General features: G+C 64.4%; 13 protein-coding genes. 9 read left to right on the forward strand and 4 right to left on the reverse strand.

The annotated features are described in order from the left end of the window. Positions 1-119 precede the first annotated feature (119 nt). Both B2P87_RS04940 and B2P87_RS04945 read right to left on the reverse strand, forming a co-directional pair. Complete coding sequence (locus B2P87_RS04940; protein WP_141890496.1) at positions 120-3,956, reverse strand: efflux RND transporter permease subunit; 3,837 nt, start codon at positions 3,954-3,956, stop codon at positions 120-122. After that, complete coding sequence (locus B2P87_RS04945) at positions 3,953-5,068, reverse strand: efflux RND transporter periplasmic adaptor subunit (protein ID WP_141890495.1); 1,116 nt, start codon at positions 5,066-5,068, stop codon at positions 3,953-3,955. The genes B2P87_RS04940 and B2P87_RS04945 overlap by 4 nt, the downstream gene beginning before the upstream one ends. Positions 5,069-5,358: 290 nt before the next feature. On the opposite strand from B2P87_RS04945, the gene B2P87_RS04950 reads away from it, so the two are divergent. The 5 genes from B2P87_RS04950 (at position 5,359) to B2P87_RS04970 (ending at position 10,840) form a co-directional block, all read left to right on the forward strand. Further along, positions 5,359-6,030: a hypothetical protein gene (locus B2P87_RS04950; protein WP_141890494.1), complete on the forward strand. Its 672-nt coding sequence runs from the start codon at positions 5,359-5,361 to the stop codon at positions 6,028-6,030. Between the two features lie 52 nt (positions 6,031-6,082). Next, a complete protein-coding gene (locus tag B2P87_RS04955; RefSeq protein ID WP_141890493.1) occupies positions 6,083-7,405 on the forward strand; it encodes a PQQ-like beta-propeller repeat protein in 1,323 nt (440 codons plus the stop codon). A 72-nt stretch (positions 7,406-7,477) separates the two neighbouring features. After that, positions 7,478-8,941, forward strand: a complete 1,464-nt coding sequence (gene der, locus B2P87_RS04960; protein WP_058287101.1) for a ribosome biogenesis GTPase Der — start codon at positions 7,478-7,480, stop codon at positions 8,939-8,941. 312 nt (positions 8,942-9,253) lie between these two features. After that, positions 9,254-10,207 carry a fatty acid desaturase gene (locus tag B2P87_RS04965; protein ID WP_141890492.1) on the forward strand — a complete coding sequence of 318 codons (954 nt, stop codon included), beginning with the start codon at positions 9,254-9,256 and terminating at the stop codon, positions 10,205-10,207. A 69-nt stretch (positions 10,208-10,276) separates the two neighbouring features. Further along, positions 10,277-10,840, forward strand: coding sequence for a helix-hairpin-helix domain-containing protein (locus B2P87_RS04970; protein WP_141890491.1), 564 nt, complete (start codon positions 10,277-10,279; stop codon positions 10,838-10,840). Positions 10,841-10,912: 72 nt separating this feature from the next. Here the strand turns inward: B2P87_RS04970 and serS are convergent, their stop codons facing one another. Together serS and B2P87_RS04980 are read right to left on the reverse strand one after the other, a co-directional pair. Continuing rightward, positions 10,913-12,205 carry a serine--tRNA ligase gene (gene serS, locus B2P87_RS04975; RefSeq protein ID WP_141890490.1) on the reverse strand — a complete coding sequence of 431 codons (1,293 nt, stop codon included), beginning with the start codon at positions 12,203-12,205 and terminating at the stop codon, positions 10,913-10,915. 170 nt (positions 12,206-12,375) lie between these two features. Further along, on the reverse strand, positions 12,376-12,792 hold the full coding sequence (locus tag B2P87_RS04980) for an SET domain-containing protein (protein WP_141890489.1): 417 nt from the start codon (positions 12,790-12,792) through the stop codon (positions 12,376-12,378). 312 nt (positions 12,793-13,104) lie between these two features. Here B2P87_RS04980 and yajC point away from each other — a divergent pair, with 312 nt between their 5' ends. Genes yajC through B2P87_RS05000 form a run of 4 tightly spaced genes read left to right on the forward strand, consistent with a single transcriptional unit; the run spans position 13,105 to position 16,799 of the window. After that, a complete protein-coding gene (gene yajC, locus B2P87_RS04985; RefSeq protein ID WP_058287096.1) occupies positions 13,105-13,389 on the forward strand; it encodes a preprotein translocase subunit YajC in 285 nt (94 codons plus the stop codon). A gap of 33 nt (positions 13,390-13,422) precedes the next feature. Continuing rightward, positions 13,423-15,084, forward strand: a complete 1,662-nt coding sequence (gene secD, locus B2P87_RS04990) for a protein translocase subunit SecD (RefSeq protein WP_141890488.1) — start codon at positions 13,423-13,425, stop codon at positions 15,082-15,084. A gap of 1 nt (position 15,085) precedes the next feature. Beyond that, positions 15,086-16,054, forward strand: a complete 969-nt coding sequence (secF, locus tag B2P87_RS04995) for a protein translocase subunit SecF (RefSeq protein WP_058287094.1) — start codon at positions 15,086-15,088, stop codon at positions 16,052-16,054. Beyond that, complete coding sequence (locus B2P87_RS05000) at positions 16,047-16,799, forward strand: TSUP family transporter (protein ID WP_141890487.1); 753 nt, start codon at positions 16,047-16,049, stop codon at positions 16,797-16,799. The genes secF and B2P87_RS05000 overlap by 8 nt, the downstream gene beginning before the upstream one ends. Positions 16,800-16,801: the final 2 nt, after the last annotated feature.

Below are 16,801 nucleotides of genomic sequence, written 5' to 3' on the forward strand. Positions count from 1 at the left end.
ATCTCCCCGGCGGTGCAGCAAGCTGCCGGGACGCGGTGCCTTTGCCGGTGCTATGCGGCGGGCTTGAGGCAGATTCGAAGGCTGAAATGAAAACGCCCCGCCAAATGGCGGGGCGCTGGTTATTCGGCGGCGCGCAGCCGGCCCTCGGAGGGAGGCGAAGGCTCATCGCCATCCTCGGCCTGCGGCTCCGGCTCCGCCGCGGCGGGAGTTTCGCCGCCCTCCCACAGGATTTCCGTGGTCGGCAGCGCGCGGGCCTTTTTGAACAGGCGCGAGTCCTGCGCGATCCGGCTGGAGCGGCCGCGGGTGAGGCGCGACAGCAGCCGGCCCAGGGCGCGCATGTAGGTGGAGAACCACACCCGGATTGCCAGCAGCGACGGGGTGACGACCAGGGTCAGCACGGTGGCGATGCCCAGGCCAAAGACCACGGCGGTTGCCAGCTGTTTCCACCACAGGGCGGTGGGGCTGTCGATGGAGTAGCCGCCGTTGATGAAGTCCAGGCTGACGCCGAACATCATCGGGGTGAGGCCCGCCATCGTGGTGATGGTGGTCAGCAGCACCGGACGGATGCGCGCCTCGGCGGTGCGGATGATCGCCTCGATCCGCGGCATCTGCTGGCTGAACTCCTGATAGGTGTCGATCAGCACGATGTTGTTGTTCACCACGATGCCCGCCAGCGCCACGATGCCGGTGCCGGTCATGATGATCGAGAACGGCTGCTGCATCACCATCATGCCGATCAGCACGCCGGTGGTGGACAGCACCACCGCCAGCAGCACCAGCACCGAGTTGTAGAAGCTGTTGAACTGGGCCAGCAGGATCACGAACATCAGGGCAAGCGCACCGGCAAAGGCCTTGGACAGGAAGGCGCCGGATTCCTCCTGCTCCTCCTGGTCGCCGGTCCATTCCCAGCCGATGCTGAGCGGCAGCGGGTCGGTTTCCAGCCATTCGGTGAGGACGGCAATCCGCTCGTTCGGGTTCACCGGGCTGATCTTGGCGCCATTGTCCAGCGCTGCCAGTACCGCGTCAAAGCTTTCCGCGCCGGTCAGCGTCACCAGCTCCATCACCCGGCCGTTCGGCGCGGTGAGGCTGTCGCCGTTGGCCGCCGTGCCTTCCGGCACTTCCTTCAGCAGGGCGAGCCGGGTCATCTCGCCGGTGTCCGGGTTTTCCACGATGACCTTGTTCAGGCCCGCCTCGACATCGGCCTTGACGTCATAGAACCGTTCCTGGCCGATGCGGTTGATCTTGGCCAGTTTCGGCACCGGCTGGCGGGAGACGAAGTTCGACAGCGGCACCAGCCCGTCGGAGGTGCGGACCTTGAGGTTGTCGAGCGTCGACAGCACCCGGTCCTGTTCCGGCAGGCGGACGCGGATTTCGATCTCCTCGTCGGAGCTGTCGACCCGCATGGTGTCCAAGAGGATGCCGCGGGTGACCAGCTGCACCATCGCGCCCACGGTCGCCACATCGGCGCCGTAGCGGCCGGCTTTCTCGACATCCACGTCGATCTGCCAGTCGATGCCGGGCAGCGGCAGGCTGTCTTCGATCAGGACCAGGCCGGGAGTGTTTTCGAACTTCTCCCGTGCGGTCAGGGTGGCGGCGGTCAAATCCTCCCAGCCGTCGCCGCGCAGGCGCAGATGCACCGGCTTGCCGGAGGCGGGACCCTGGGCCAGGGCGCGGACCTCAACCTCGAACCCGGGCAGCTTGGCAAGCTGGGCGTTCAGCTGGTCGATCACGGTGTTGCCGTCATAGTCCTCGGCGATGATTTCCTTCTCAAAGCCCAGGTATTTGCTCAGCAGCCCGCCGAACCAGCCGTCCAGCGGCTCGCTGTCGGTGGGGCGTTCTTCCCACGGGATGATCTCGAACTGGACCTGCCCGATGGTATCCGGCGGCAGCTGCGCGCCGGAGCTGTCGGTGTTGAGGCCGCCGTCGCCTGCAAAGGAGAAGACGTTGATCACCGCCTGGTGTTCCAGAATGACCTCTTCGGCGGCGCGGACCATGTTGTCCTTTTCCTGCAGCGAGATGTTGCCGCGGGCGCGGACATAGGCGGTGGCCTGTTCCGGTTCCGAGTCGACGAAGAATTCAACCCCGTAGTTGTTCTCGCTGAACATCGAGAACACGGTCATGATGGCGAAACCCACCGCGGCAATGGTCACCACCGGCATCACCGGGTTGCCTGCGATGAACTTGATAACGTGGCCGAACGGCGTGTGATGGTAGCCGGGGGCGACGTCCTTTTCCTCGCGCTCGATCTTGACGGCGCTGAGGGTGATGGACGCGGCAAAGGCGGCAAGGGTGAAGACCAGACCGCCGAACAGGACACCCGCCATCGGGCCGGTGCCGTCACCCAGCAGGTAGGAGGGGTTCAGCATCTGCATGGCGCCAGCGAACATGCCCCACATGGACACCGGCACCAAAGCGGCGCGCAGCCACCAGGGCGCCAGCGTCCGCAGCCCGTGGGAGGCACACTCGAACGTGCGGCTGATGCGGCCGGTGACGCCGCCCATGACGGGCAGGTAGATCAGCGCCACCACCAGCGAGGCCGAGAGAACGAAGATCAGGGTCACAGGCAGCATGCCCATGAACTCCCCCGGAACGCCGGGCCAGAACAGCATCGGCAGGAAGGCGCAGAGCGTGGTCGCGGTAGAGGAAACGATGGGCCAGAACATCCGCTGCGCCGCCTCGACATAGGCGTGCATCGGGCCGGTGCCTTCCTTGATCCGCTTGTCGGCGTATTCGACCACCACGATGGCGCCATCGACCAGCATCCCGACGGCGAGAATCAGGCCGAACATCACGATGTTGGAAATCGAGATGCCCATCAGCGCCAGCAGCGCGAAACACAGAAGGAACGACGTCGGGATAGCAAAACCCACCAGCAGCGCCGCCCGGCTGCCAAGCGCCGACAGCACCACGATCATCACCAGCGCGATGGCGGTCAGAACCGAGCCTTCCAGCTGGCTGACCATCGATCCGACAACCCGGCTTTGGTCGTTGGAGGTGCCGACCTCAACTGCGGCCTGCAGTTCCGGCGGCCATTTGGACTTGGACTCTTCCAGGGTCGCCTTCACCAGGTTCACGGTGTCGATCAGGTTGTAGCCCTTGCGCTTGACCACCTGCAGGGCAACCGTGTCCTCGCCGTTGAAGCGGGCGGTGCCCTCCCGGTCCTCGAAAGTGAAGTTGATCTGTGCCAGCTCGCCCAGCTTGACCACCCGGTCGCCATTGGTTTTGACCGGCAGCTGGTAGATGTCCTTCACATCGTCAAAGGAGGAGGGGATCTTGACCGAGAACGCGCCTTGGCTGGTTTCCACCTCGCCGGCGGCAATCAGCTGGTTGTTGTTCTGGACAACATTGATCAGCTCAAGTGCTGTGACGTTATAGGCTTCCAGCCGCAAGGGGTCGATCAGCACCTCGACCATCTCGTCGCGGTTGCCGGCGATACCGGCCTCCAGAACCGCATCCAGCGCCTCAAGGTCGTCCTGCAAGTCTTTGGCGATACGCGCCATTGTCCGCTCCGGCACGGCGCCGGTCAGGTTCACGATGACAATCGGGAATTCAGAGAAGTTGATCTCGGTGATCGAGTATTTCTCGGCGCCTTCCGGGAATTCGGCCTCGGCTTTGTCCATGGCGTCGCGCACGTCGGCCATGATGGCGGTCTTATCCCAGCCGAATTCGAACTCCAGCGCCACCCCGGCATAGCCCTCGGCGGCGGTGGAGGTCATTTTGTCGAGCCCGTCGAGGTCGGCAAGCTCGGTCTCCATCACCTTGACCATCAGGGATTCGGCGTCCTCGGCGGAAATGCCGGGGAAGGGGACGGAGATGAACAGGGCCGGGATTTCGATGTCCGGCTCGCCCTCCTTGGGCAGCATCGAATAGGCGAAGCCGCCGACAAGCAGCGAAATTGCGATGAAGGCGAGGACCATCCGGGCGCGGCCGGCGGCCCAATCGACGATGCCAATCACTGTTCAGTCTCCCGGTAGGTGGCCGCCACGGCGACGCCTTCGGTCACAAAGTCCTGCCCCACGACGATCACATCCGCGGTTTCGGGTAGGCCGCCCAGCCAAACGCCGTCGGCCTCATCCCGCAGCAGCTGCACGGGATAGAATACCACGGTGCTGTCGTTGCCGACAACGCGCACGCCCAGCTGGCCCTCGTTGTTCAGCGTCAGCGCCGATTGCGGCAGCTTGTGCGCCAGCGAGCCGGCCGAGGAAATCGCGATGTCTGCGGTCTGGCCGTCACGGATGCTGAGGTCCGGGTTCGGCACAGTAATCTCGACCTCAAAGGTGCGGGTCGTGGGATCGGCAGACCGGCTGAGGAAGGTGACCTTGCCCTGAACCGTCTGGCCGGTGGACAGTTCCGCACCTGCGGTTGCGCCCAGTTCCACCTTGTTGACCTCAGCCTCCGGCACGTAACCCACCAGCTTGATGGTATCGAGCTGGATCACTGTGCCGCAGAGGCTGCCGGGCTGCAGCAGGCTGCCCAGTTCGGCCGTGTCGCTTTCCAGCAGACCCACGAAGGGGGCGGTGATGGTCAGCCGGTCCAGTTCCTTTTGCGCGGCCGCAACCGCGGAAATGGCGGTGCGTTCTGCGGCTTCGGAGGCGGCCAGACGGGTTTCAGAGGCATAGCCGCCTTCGGACAGTTTCGAGGCCGCGGTGAGGTTGATTCCGGCTTCTTTCAGCCGCGCCTGCGCTTCCTGCAGCGCGGCGTTGCGGGTGCCGGGATCCAGCTGGCACAGCACATCGCCCTTCTTAACATGGGTGCCCTTGCGCAGCGGCTCGGAAATCACGGTCGAGGTGGTTTCGGCCCTCAACTCCACCTGGCGGATAGCCTGGGTCTGGCCGCGCAGGATCACCGCGCTGCCGATGGTGCGCGCCTTGCTTTTTAGCGCTACAACCCCCACACGCGTCTCCTCCGCCTGGGCCAGGGCTTGGCCTTTGCCCTCCGCCGTTTCGGATTGAGCGGCGTCCGCGGCATCTTCGCCGCGGGCAAAGGCCATCAGTTCGTCACGCTGAATGACCACCATATACAGGCTGGCTGTCACCACCACCGCGGTCAGCATCGGAATGATACGCATGTCGGGCCTTTCCTTATTTCTGTCAGCTCCCTGTGTGCTGTGCTCTGGTGCCGCCGGGCGGCAGGGCCTGATTACAAGGAGAGTCGCGCGTATGTGATAGGCCTGATATAGGATATGTCCATTCTAAACTAAGTGGTTTAGTTCACATTTCTTGCATTTGCGGCGCAAATACGGATGTTTCTGATGCAAACGGGCCACTTGGCTTGGCGTTTGAGCCGGGGTAAGAGGGGCGCGACGCATTCAATACCGGCAGGGGCGCAGGCCCGGGCCGCGCATACCAGGGGCTTTTCATGAGCGATACCGACAGCTTTATCGACGAGGTGACCGAAGAGGTTCGCCGTGACCGGCTCTTCCTGATGCTGAAGCGCTATGGCTGGATCGGCGGCGTGGCTGTGGCGCTGATCGTCGGCGGCGCGGCGTTTCGCGAATACAACAAGGCGCAGGAGCGTGCGGCGGCTGAGGATCTGGGCGACCAGATCACGGCGGCGCTGAAGGTTGAGGGCAGCGAAGATCAGGCCGCGGCGCTGGCGGCGGTGACAGCCCCGGGTGCCGGCGGCCACGCGATCGCTGCGATGCTGGAAGCGGGCGCGCTGGCCGAAGCAGGCAAAACCGCCGAGGCAGCGGCCCGGCTGGAGGCCGTGGCCATTGATGGCGAGCTGCCGCTGATCTACCGCCATATCGCCAGCTTCAAGGCCCTGTCGCTGCAGGCGGAGACCCTCAGCGTGGCGGACCGCCGCCTGCAATACGAAGCCCTTGCGCAGCCCGGCGCGCCGCTGGCGCTGCTGGCGTCCGAACAGCTGGCGCTGCTGGACATCGAAGAAGGCAACAACGACGCTGCGATTGCCCGGCTGCGGGATATTGCGGCCGATGCCGCCGTAAGCGGAGACTTGAAAGACCGCGCATCTCAGGTGATTGTGGCGCTCGGCGGCTCCCTGGAGGGGGACGCTGCGCCAGAGGGGTAGGGCGCTCCGCGGATGGGAACTTGCGGAAGACTACGGCAGACAGGGCAGGGCAATGACAATAACCAAGACTTTCTCCCGGGCACGGGGTCTTCTGTGCACAACCGCAGCTTTGGCCGTGCTGGCCGCCTGCGGGGAAGAGGAAATCATTCTGCGCGGCGAGCGCGAGGATATCCGGCCCGGCGCTGCCGTGGAGGTGGTGAACCAGGCCCGTCCCATTTCGCTGCCTGCGCAGGCAGCCAATGCGGAGTGGGCCCAGGGCCATGGCGCCGAGGCGGGCCGCACCGCGCATCCGGCCCTCTCTGCCGCGCCGCAGCGCATTTGGTCTGCCCGGATCGGTGAAGGCGACAGCCGCCGCCAGCGCATTACCGCGACGCCGGTGGTTGGCGGCGGCCGCATCTACACACTGGACAGCGGGGCACAGGTGTCCGCAGTTTCGCCGCAAGGCCAAGTGCTGTGGCAAAGCGAACTGATCCCGGCGGCGGATGATGAAGGTCAGGCGACAGGCGGCGGTTTGGCCTATGACAACGGTGTCTTGTATGTCTCCTCCGGCTTCGGGGTGCTGACGGCGCTGAACGCCGCTAACGGCGGCCTGATCTGGCGGCAGGAACTGGGGGCCACCGGCTCCGGCCAGCCGCGGGTCAGCGGCGGGCTGGTCTATCTGGTGGCGGGCGACGACACCGGCTGGGCGGTCAACACCAAGGACGGCCGCATCGCCTGGCAGATCGAGGCCTCGCCCTCAGCCGCCAACGTTCTGGGCGCGCCGGCGCCCGTGGTCACCAATGATCTTGCCATCTTTGCCTTTGGCTCCGGCGATCTGATCGCCACCTTCCGCCGTGGCGGCCTGCGCCGCTGGAGCGCGTCGGTGGCCGGCCAGCGCGTTGGCCAGACGCTGTCGCGGATCAGCGATGTGACCGGCGCGCCGGTGGTTGCGGGCAAGCGTCTCTATGCAGGCAACAACTCGGGCCGCACCGTTGCCATCGACCTGGACACCGGCGACCGCCTGTGGACCGCGCGTGAAGGCGCGTCCGGTCCCGCCTGGCCCGCGGGCGGGAGCCTGTTCCAGGTGAGCGACCTCAACCAGCTGCTGCGCCTGGACGCGGGCACAGGCGAGGTGATCTGGGCCGTGGACCTGCCGGGTTTCGTGAAGGACAAGCCGGGCAAGCGCGGCAAGATCTATGTGCATCACGGCCCGGTTCTGGCGGGCGGGCAGATCGTGCTGGCCTCCAATGACGGTCTGCTGCGGTTCTTCAACCCGGTGAACGGCAGCCTGACCCGGACCGTTGAGGCGCCGGGCGGCGCCACCACCGCGCCGGTGGTTGCGGGACGCACGCTCTATGTGGTTTCCTCCAACGGTGAATTGCTGGCATACCGCTGATCCGTGTTTGCGGGTGGCGGATGCCGCGCGAATGCGCTATGAGCCGCGTCTGAATCGCAGAAAGCTGGTCTGATGTCTTTTACCCTCGCCATCGTGGGCCGTCCCAATGTGGGCAAGTCCACCCTGTTCAACCGCCTTGTGGGCAAGAAGCTGGCCCTGGTCGACGACCAGCCGGGCGTGACGCGCGACCTGCGCGAGGGCGAGGCACGGCTGGGGGATCTGCGTTTTACCGTGATCGACACCGCCGGTCTGGAAGACGCCACCGACAACTCGCTGGAAGGCCGCATGCGCCGCCTGACGGAGCGGGCGGTGGATATGGCCGACATCTGCCTGTTCATGATCGACGCCCGCACCGGGGTGACGCCGACCGACGAGGTTTTCGCCGACATCCTGCGCCGCAAGTCCGCGCATGTGATCCTGGCCGCGAACAAGGCCGAGGGCAACGCCGCCGAGGCGGGTGTGCTGGAGGCCTACGGCCTGGGCCTGGGCGAGCCGCTGCGCCTGTCGGGCGAGCACGGCGAGGGGATGCCGGACCTTTACGGCATCCTGCAGCCGCTGGCGGAGAAGTTCGAGGCCGAGGCCGTGGATCATTCGCCGGACACCGATGTCGAGCTCTATGAAGAGATCGGCGAGGACGAGGAAGAGGTGGTTCCGGTTCCGACCGACGCCAAGCCGCTTCAGGTCGCCGTGGTGGGCCGCCCGAACGCGGGCAAATCGACCCTGATCAACAAGATCCTGGGCGAGGAGCGGCTGCTGACCGGGCCTGAGGCCGGGATCACCCGCGATGCGATCTCGCTTAAGATCAATTGGAACGGCGTGCCGATGCGGGTGTTCGACACCGCCGGCATGCGCAAGAAGGCCAAGGTGCAGGAGAAGCTGGAAAAGCTCTCGGTCTCTGACGGCCTGCGCGCGGTGAAGTTCGCCGAGGTCGTGGTGGTGCTGCTGGACGCCAGCATCCCGTTTGAACAGCAGGACCTGCGGATTGCCGACCTGGCCGAGCGCGAAGGGCGCGCGGTTGTGGTTGCGGTCAACAAATGGGACGCCGAAGAGCACAAGCAGGACAAGCTGCGCGACCTCAAGGAAGCCTTCGGCCGCCTGCTGCCGCAGCTGCGCGGCGCACCGCTGGTGACCGTGTCGGCCAAGACCGGCAAGGGGCTGGACCGGCTGCATGATGCGATCATGCGCGCCTATGCCACCTGGAACCGCCGGGTGCCCACCGCCGCGCTGAACCGCTGGCTGGTTGGCATGCTGGAGCAGCACCCGCCGCCAGCGCCCCAGGGCAAGCGCATCAAGCTGCGCTACATGACCCAGGCCAAGAGCCGCCCGCCGGGGTTTGTGGTGATGTGCTCGCACCCCGACAAGCTGCCGGAAAGCTATACCCGCTATCTGGTCAATGGCTTGCGCGAAGATTTCGACATGCCGGGAACGCCGATCCGCCTCTATATGCGCGGGCAGGGGGACAAGAACCCCTATAAGGGCAAGCGCGCCAAGAACGCCGGAGCCCTGGCCAAGCACCTGAACAAGCGCGGCAGCTGACGCGGCAAGCGCGGGACGGCTCCCGCCCGGCCTCGCGGCATTCACAGAATACCTTGGCCCGTTGGGCCCGGCGCCGCCCTGACGGGCGGCGCTTTTTCGTTGCGCCCGCCGCGGCTTCGGCGGGGCTCTGCCGTGCAGCGCTGTCCGCAACGGGCCTGTTTCATCACGCGCGGCAGAGTGTTATCCTTAGGGTTGAGGCGTCTGGACGCGGCCGTCTTGCTTTTGGAATGGCCGGGATTATCTCAGTTTAATCTTGGGCGGGCTGCGCCTTTGTTCGCATGCCTGTCACATCGCGCATTTATGGGTGAATTTATGGATCTGAGGGCACACACGCGCAAGTTCACCGAAAAGGACAACCGTCTGGCATCGCTCAGCTATTTCGGGACATTTGCAGTCTATTTCCTGTCGCTGTATCTGGCCGTCGCCCATGCGGACCGCTGGTATGTCATGCTGTCTGCCGGGGCGGTTTTCGCCTTTGCCGCGGTGCGGCTTTACGTGCTGCAGCATGACACCGGGCACCATTCGCTGTTTGAGACACGCCTGCAGAATGAGATCGCGGGCCATGTGCTGTCGCCCTTCACCTTTGCGCCTTTTGAGGTGATGAAGCAGAACCACAACCTGCACCATTCCAACATCGGCAATCTGGAGCACCGCGAAACCGGAGAAATCCACACCATGACGGTGCGGGAGTGGAAGGCGGCCGGGTTTTGGGAGCGGCTGGGCTACCGGCTCTACCGCAACCCGTTTGTGCTGGTGCCGCTGGGGTCTGCCTTCACCTATTTCATCCGCTACCGCTGGCCCAAGAACACCGTGCGGTTCGGGGTTTGGGGCGTGGTCCTGCACAATCTGGTGATCGTGGCGATGCTGGCGCTGCTTTATTGGGCGGCGGGGATGACCGGCATCTGGATCTGGCTGGTGTTTTCCTTCCTTGGCGGCATGATCGGGGTGTTCCTGGTCTATCTTCAGCACAATTTCGAGGACACCTACTGGGACCGCCGCCCGGACCTGAACCCGCAGGTGGCGGCGCTGCAGGGATCGTCCTGCCTGGATTTCGGCTGGTTTTTCGACATGGCGGTGGCGAATATCACCCTGCATGACATCCACCATTACAATGCGCGCATCCCGTCCTACCGGCTGCGGCAGTGCCATTACAGCCTGCCGCCGGAGCTGGGGCTGCGCCGGATCAAGTTCCCGGAAGCGGTGCGGGCTTTGACGCTAAAGCTTTGGGATGAAGACAAAAAATGCCTCGTGCCCTTTCCTGCCTAGGCGGAGCCGGGCGATCCCTGCACCGGGATATTAAAGATAAAGCGATGAACAGAAGGGAATAGATCAGGCATGACACCAATTCACAAGCTGCGCGGGGTCGGGCCGGCGCTGGCCAAGGTGCTGCAGGACCATGGCGTGCGTTCCGTCGAAGACTTGGCCGGGATGGATGACGCCGGCCTGCGCGGCATCCCGGGTATCGGAGCAAGCCGCGCGGCAGCGCTGACGGCCTTGGCCAGCGAAGCTGCGGACACCGGAGCGGAGGACCGCCCGGCTCAGGCTGCCGCCGTCAAGCCGGTGAACGGCAATGCTGCCCCCGGCACGGGCGGCGGCCAGGCGGAGGCCTCTCAGGCGCAGCCGTCGCAGGAAGAGATGGACAGAAAGCTTGCCGAAGCCGAAGCGGCCCGCAAGGCAGCGGAGGAGAAGGCGGCAAAAGCCAAGGCAAAGGCCGCCAAGGCCAAGCGCAAGGCCGCCAATCTGTCGGAGGAATTTGCGGCCGCGAAAATCAAGGCCAAGCTTAAGGCCAAGAAGATGAAGGCCAAGGCCAAGAAGGCCATCGAAAAGGAGAAGGCCAAGGCGCAGGCGATCCTGGAGGGGAAGACCGGCGAGAAGAAAAAGAAGAAGGCGAAGAAGTAACGTCTGGCCTTTGATCTCAAATAAAAACCGGCGCCAGATGGCGCCGGTTTTCTTGTTTGGGGCTGGGTTGGGTCAGACCAGCTGCCCCTCGGCGGTCAGGGTCAGCTTGCCGCCAAGGTAGGGCGCCAGAACCTCGGGCAGCTTGACCGAGCCATCGGCCTGCTGGCCGTTTTCCAGCACCGCAATCAGGCAGCGCCCGACGGCCAGACCGGAGCCGTTCAGCGTGTGCACGAACTGCGGCTTGCCGCCATCCGCGGGCTTGAAGCGCGCATTCATCCGGCGGGCCTGGAAATCGCCGCAGACAGAGACCGAGGAGATCTCGCGGTAGGTGTTCTGCCCGGGCACCCAGACCTCGATGTCGTGGGTCTTGCGGGCGCCAAAGCCCATGTCGCCGGTGCACAGGACAATGGTGCGGTAGGGCAGGCCCAGACGCTCAAGGATGTCCTCGGCGCAGCGGGTCATGCGCTCATGCTCCTCAACGCTCTTGTCCGGATGGGTGACAGAGACCATTTCGACCTTCTCGAACTGGTGCTGGCGCAGCATCCCGGCGGTGTCCTTGCCGGCCGAACCCGCCTCGGAACGGAAGCACTGGGTGTGGGCCACATAGCGGCGCGGCAGGTAGCTTTCCTCAACCGTCAGGCCGTTCACGATATTGGTCAGCGTGACCTCCGCCGTCGGCACCAGCCACCAGCCGTCAGTGGTCTTGTAGCTGTCCTCGCCGAACTTGGGCAGCTGGCCGGTGCCGTACATCATCTCTTCGCGCACCAGCACCGGGGTCCAGGTCTCGGTCAGGCCGTTTTCGTCCACATGGGTGTTGATCATGAACTGCGCCAGCGCCCGGTGGATACGGGCCACCGCACCGGACAGCACCACAAACCGGCTGCCCGACAGCTTGGCCGCAACCTCGAAGTCCATGCCCGGCTTCACGCCTTCGATCTCGAAATGCTCCTTGGCCTCGAACTCCAGCGCCTTCGGCTCGCCCCAGCGGCGGATTTCGACGTTGTCGTCTTCGTCCTCGCCCAGCGGCACATCGTCGAAAGGCAGGTTCGGAATGGTGGCCAGCATGTCGTTCAACTGCTGGTCCAGTTCCTTGGCCTCGGTGTTCATGGCCGCCACTTCGGCCTTCTTTTCGGCCACCAGCGCGCGCAGGCGTTCGAATTCGGCCTCATCGCCGCGGCCCTTGGCAGCACCGACTTCCTTGGAGGCCTTGTTCTGCTCAGCTTGCGCGGTTTCCGCCGCCAGGATCTTGGCCCGGCGCGCCTCATCCAGCGCCAGGATCTCGGATGACACGCCCGCATCCCCGCGCCGCGCCACAGCGGCGTCGAAAGCGGCAGGATTTTCGCGGATAGCGCGGATGTCATGCATGAGAGTCTCTCCTAGCGTTGCAAACAATTGAATCAGTAGGCCCATCCTATGACGCAAGGGTGAACAAAGGGGAAGGGGGGCGTGCGGTCTGTCTGCAAGCGGGTTATTCGGTCACAGCCCGGTGGCTGCGGAATTGCTAAGGCCGGGTGCTGGACCCGGCCTCATTTTGCTTATTCCGCGGCCATCGGCAGCGTGTGCACGTGATGCCGCGGCGGCTGCATGCGGATCTCTCCGGTCAGGAAGTCGGCATAGTCGAAAGTCAGTTCCGTGCCGGCCGGAACATTGGCCAGCGCCCGGCCCCATACCCCGTCGGAAAAATCGAGGTTCGGGTACATGGAGTGGTTCAGGAAACGCCCTTCGTCGCATTGCAGGATCAGGTAGCCCGGGCGGCAGGGATCCGGGAAGCAGTAGCGTTCAAGGAACTCCTTCATGTGCGGTTCGACATTGTCCAGCTTGCTCTCGGGGAAGGTGGTGTCGAGCATCCTGTCGTAACGCCAGACAATGTCGCCCTTGGTGATGTTGTCATGGCAGAAAACGCCCAGACCTTCGATGGCCGAGGGGGCGAGATAGCAGCGCACCATCATCATGCGCCTGTTCCTTCTTTCAGGAATGGCCGGGCCGCCATCCGGACCGGAAAGAGGGGGGGCAAAGCCCCGCGCCTGGCGGCTTGCGCACGGGAAAGCAAAGCGCCGAATCACGCTGTTTTGCAATCAAAATCCGCGTTCCGGCGGTGTCTGTTGACGCTTTCTTGCGCCACCTGCCGGAGCCGGTGCCGCCGTGGCCTGCACTCCGCCTCTGCGGGGCTGCAGCGTTCCCTTGCAAACCCCCGGTCCAGCGCATAGGTTCCGCTGCAAATTTCCGGCATGAACACCTTGCCGCTTTGACAGAAGGAATATCCCATGGACGCTGGCGCAATCGGCCAATTTCTCCCGCTTATCCTGATCTTCGCGATCATGTACTTCCTGCTGATCCGCCCGCAGCAGAAGAAGATGAAACAGCATCAGGCGATGGTGGACGGCCTGCGCCGCGGTGACCAGGTGGTGACCCAGGGCGGCGTGATCGGCAAGGTGGCCAAGGTCAAGGAAGACGGCGAGATCGAGGTGGAAATCGCCGAGGGCGTCAAGGTGCGCGTGGTCAAGGCGACCATTGCCCAGGTTCTGAACAAGACCGAGCCGGCAGCTTAAGCGCCCCTTGCAACCATCTGAAAAGGCAGGGCAATGCTGCAAATTGATCTCTGGAAGAGGGTGCTGATCTGGCTGGTGTGCGCAGCTGGATTGATGCTTGCCCTGCCAAACGGGTTTTACACCCGCGTCGAACAGTCCAACGACGCGGCCGCCGATATCATCGCCAAGGGCGAAACGCCGGAGCGGCTGGAAACGGCCGGCCAGTGGCCGTCGTTCCTGCCGTCGGGTCTGGTGAACCTGGGCCTTGACCTGCGGGGCGGCGCGCATCTGCTGGCCGAAGTGCAGGTTGAGGACGTCTATGAGGCGCGCATGGATGCGCTGTGGCCGGAGGTGCGCGATGCGCTGCGGCCGGAGCGTGATACCGTCGGCACCTTCCGCCGCCAGCCGGGGCCTGCGGATGAGATTCGCCTGAAGCTCTCCAAACCCGATGGCATGGCCCGCGCGCTGGAAATCGTGCGCGGCCTTGCCAACCCGATCACCACGCTGACCGGCGTCGGCGCCAACGACATCGAGGTCTCGGCCCAGGGCGACATCCTGGTGGTGCGCCTGAGTGAGGAGGAAATGATTGCCTCCGACGACCGCACCGTGCGCCAGTCGCTGGAAATCGTGCGCCGCCGCATCGACGAGGTGGGCACCCGCGAGCCGACCATCCAGCGCCAGGGCGCAGACCGGATCCTGATCCAGGTTCCCGGCATCGGGTCCGCGTCGGAACTGAAGGAGATCATCGGCACCACCGCGCAGCTGACTTTCAACCCGGTTGTGGGCCGCGGCAGCGACCCCGACGCTGCCCCCGGCATGGGCAACAAGGTGATCCCGTCGCTGGATGAGGAAGGCGCCTATTACACCATCGAAGCCGCCGCCGTTGTGACCGGCGAGGACCTGGTGGATGCCCAGCCGTCTTATGACCAGAACGGGCGGCCTGCGGTGACCTTCCGCTTCAACACCTCCGGCGCGCGCCGCTTTGGCGACTACACCGCCGAAAACATCGGCTCGCCCTTTGCGATCGTGCTCGATGACGAGGTGGTCTCTGCCCCGGTGATCCAGTCGCACATTCCCGGCGGCTCCGGCATCATCACCGGCAACTTCACCATCGAGGAAAGCACCAATCTGGCCGTGCTGCTGCGCGCAGGCGCGCTGCCTGCCGGGCTGGAATTCCTGGAAGAGCGCACCATCGGCCCCGAGCTGGGCCAGGACAGCATCGATGCCGGCAAGATTGCCACCATTGTGGCCTTTGTCGCGGTGCTGGTGTTCATGGGCCTCAGCTATGGCCTGTTCGGCCTGTTTGCCAATGTGGCGCTGATCCTGAACATTGCACTGATCTTCGGCATGCTCAGCCTGATCGGCGGCACCCTGACGCTGCCGGGCATCGCCGGCATCGTGCTGACGGTCGGTATGGCGGTGGACGCCAACGTGCTGATCTTCGAACGTATCCGCGAGGAGCTGAAATCGGGCCGCGGCCCGGCCAAGGCCATCGACGAAGGCTACTCCAAGGCGCTGAGCGCCATTCTCGACGCCAACATCACCACTTTCATCACTGCGGTGATCCTGTTCGCTATCGGCTCCGGCCCGGTGCGCGGCTTTGCGATCACCCTTGGTTTGGGCATTCTGACCTCGGTTTTCACCGCGATCTTTGTCACCCGCCTGATGATCGTCATGTGGTTTGAACGGCGCCGTCCGAAAACGATTGAGGTGTGATATGCGGCTGAGACTTGTTCCCCAGGAAACCTCTTTCGATTTCTTCAAACGCGCCAAGCTGTGGCTGGGTATTTCTGCCCTGATGATGGTGGTGGCGATGGCCTCCTTCCTGTGGCAGGGGCTGAACTTCGGCATCGACTTCCGCGGCGGCACCACCATCCGCACCGAGGCATCCGAAGTTGTGGATGTCGGCGCCTACCGCGACGCGCTGGCGGTGCATGAGCTGGGCGATGTGTCGATCACCGAGGTGTTCGACCCGTCGTTCGAGGAAGACCAGCATGTGGCCATGATCCGCATTCAGGCACAGGACGACGGCGAGGCGATCTCCGGCGAGATGATCGAAACGCTGAAAACCGCGCTGGACGCCGTGGCGCCGGGCATCAAATTTGTCTCGGTTGAATCCGTCGGTCCCAAGGTCTCGGGCGAGCTGATCACCACGGCGGTGATTGCGGTCGCTTTGGCGATTGCGGCGGTGCTGGTCTACATCTGGTTGCGGTTCGAGTGGCAGTTTGCCCTCGGTGCGGTGGCGGCACTGGTGCATGACGTGGTGCTGACCATCGGCGTGTTCTCGGAGCTGCAGATCCGTTTCGACCTGGCGATCATTGCCGCCCTGCTGACCATCGTCGGTTACTCGCTGAACGACACCGTGGTTGTGTTCGACCGGGTGCGCGAGAACCTGCGCCGTTACAAGCAGAAGGATCTGGCCGAAGTTCTGAACATCTCGATCAACGAGACGCTCAGCCGGACGGTCATGACCTCTGTCACCACGCTGCTGGCGCTGATCTCGCTGTACGTGCTGGGCGGCGACGTGATCCGCGGCTTTGTTTTTGCGATGATCTGGGGGGTGCTGGTCGGGACCTATTCGTCCGTGTTCGTGGCCTCCACCATCCTGCTGAAGCTGGGGGTGAAGCGCGACTGGTCGAAGCAGGCGAACACCACCGGCAACCAGTTTTCGAACATCGATGCTTGAGGCCTTTCAGGCAGCCCTGGACACACCGGGGCTGTTCTGGCTGTTCCTGACCATTGGAGCCGCGGGTCTTGTCCGCGGCTTCACTGGTTTTGGCACCGCGATGATCTTTGTCCCCGTCGGCGCGCAGTTCCTGCCCGCGGCGGATGTCGTGTTCCTGATGGTGCTGATGGGGGTGTTTTCCACCATCACCCTGTTCCCGCAGGCCTGGAGCACGGCTGACAAAGCAGAGGTCGGCGCGCTGGCAATGGCGGCGGCGGTCACGGTGCCTGCGGGTCTGTGGGTCATGTCGCAATTGGATGCCCTGACGCTGCGCTGGCTGGCAGCCGCGGTCATCGGCGTGACGCTGGCCGCGGTGATCTCCGGCTGGCGCTGGCAGGGGCGGCTGGGCTGGCCGGGACGGTTTGCCATCGGCGGCGCGGCGGGCGTGGTCGGCGGCATGACGGGGCTGACCGGGCCGGTGATCATCGTCTTTTACCTGGCCAATGTGCGCGACGTGGCGAGGGTCCGAGCCAATACCATCGTGTTCCTTGCGGCGCTTGACGTGGTGATCGCTGCCAACCTGATCTTTGGCGGCATGGCCAGCCTCAAGGCGGTGATCCTGGCCTGCCTCCTGGGCGTGCCTTACGTGATCACCACGCTCACCGGAAAGGCGCTGTTCGATCCCGGATTGGAGAAGCTCTACCGCTTTGCCTCCTATTCCGTGATCGGGCTGGCCGTGGTATCCAGCCTCCCTGTATTTGACTGAAA

It is taken from the genome of Leisingera sp. UBA4491 (genome assembly GCF_002388965.1).
GTDB classification, from domain to species: Bacteria; Pseudomonadota; Alphaproteobacteria; order Rhodobacterales; family Rhodobacteraceae; genus Leisingera; species Leisingera aquaemixtae.

Bases quoted from the DNA above. Each gene is read 5' to 3' on its own strand.
- B2P87_RS04945 (WP_141890495.1), bottom strand. From the start codon at position 5,068: ATGCGTATCATTCCGATGCTGACCGCGGTGGTGGTGACAGCCAGCCTG.
- yajC (WP_058287096.1), top strand. From the start codon at position 13,105: ATGGACGCTGGCGCAATCGGCCAATTTCTCCCGCTTATCCTGATCTTC.
- der (WP_058287101.1), top strand. From the start codon at position 7,478: ATGTCTTTTACCCTCGCCATCGTGGGCCGTCCCAATGTGGGCAAGTCC.
- B2P87_RS04965 (WP_141890492.1), top strand. From the start codon at position 9,254: ATGGATCTGAGGGCACACACGCGCAAGTTCACCGAAAAGGACAACCGT.
- secD (WP_141890488.1), top strand. From the start codon at position 13,423: ATGCTGCAAATTGATCTCTGGAAGAGGGTGCTGATCTGGCTGGTGTGC.
- B2P87_RS04950 (WP_141890494.1), top strand. From the start codon at position 5,359: ATGAGCGATACCGACAGCTTTATCGACGAGGTGACCGAAGAGGTTCGC.
- B2P87_RS05000 (WP_141890487.1), top strand. From the start codon at position 16,047: ATGCTTGAGGCCTTTCAGGCAGCCCTGGACACACCGGGGCTGTTCTGG.
- B2P87_RS04955 (WP_141890493.1), top strand. From the start codon at position 6,083: ATGACAATAACCAAGACTTTCTCCCGGGCACGGGGTCTTCTGTGCACA.
- serS (WP_141890490.1), bottom strand. From the start codon at position 12,205: ATGCATGACATCCGCGCTATCCGCGAAAATCCTGCCGCTTTCGACGCC.
- B2P87_RS04980 (WP_141890489.1), bottom strand. From the start codon at position 12,792: ATGATGATGGTGCGCTGCTATCTCGCCCCCTCGGCCATCGAAGGTCTG.
- secF (WP_058287094.1), top strand. From the start codon at position 15,086: ATGCGGCTGAGACTTGTTCCCCAGGAAACCTCTTTCGATTTCTTCAAA.
- B2P87_RS04970 (WP_141890491.1), top strand. From the start codon at position 10,277: ATGACACCAATTCACAAGCTGCGCGGGGTCGGGCCGGCGCTGGCCAAG.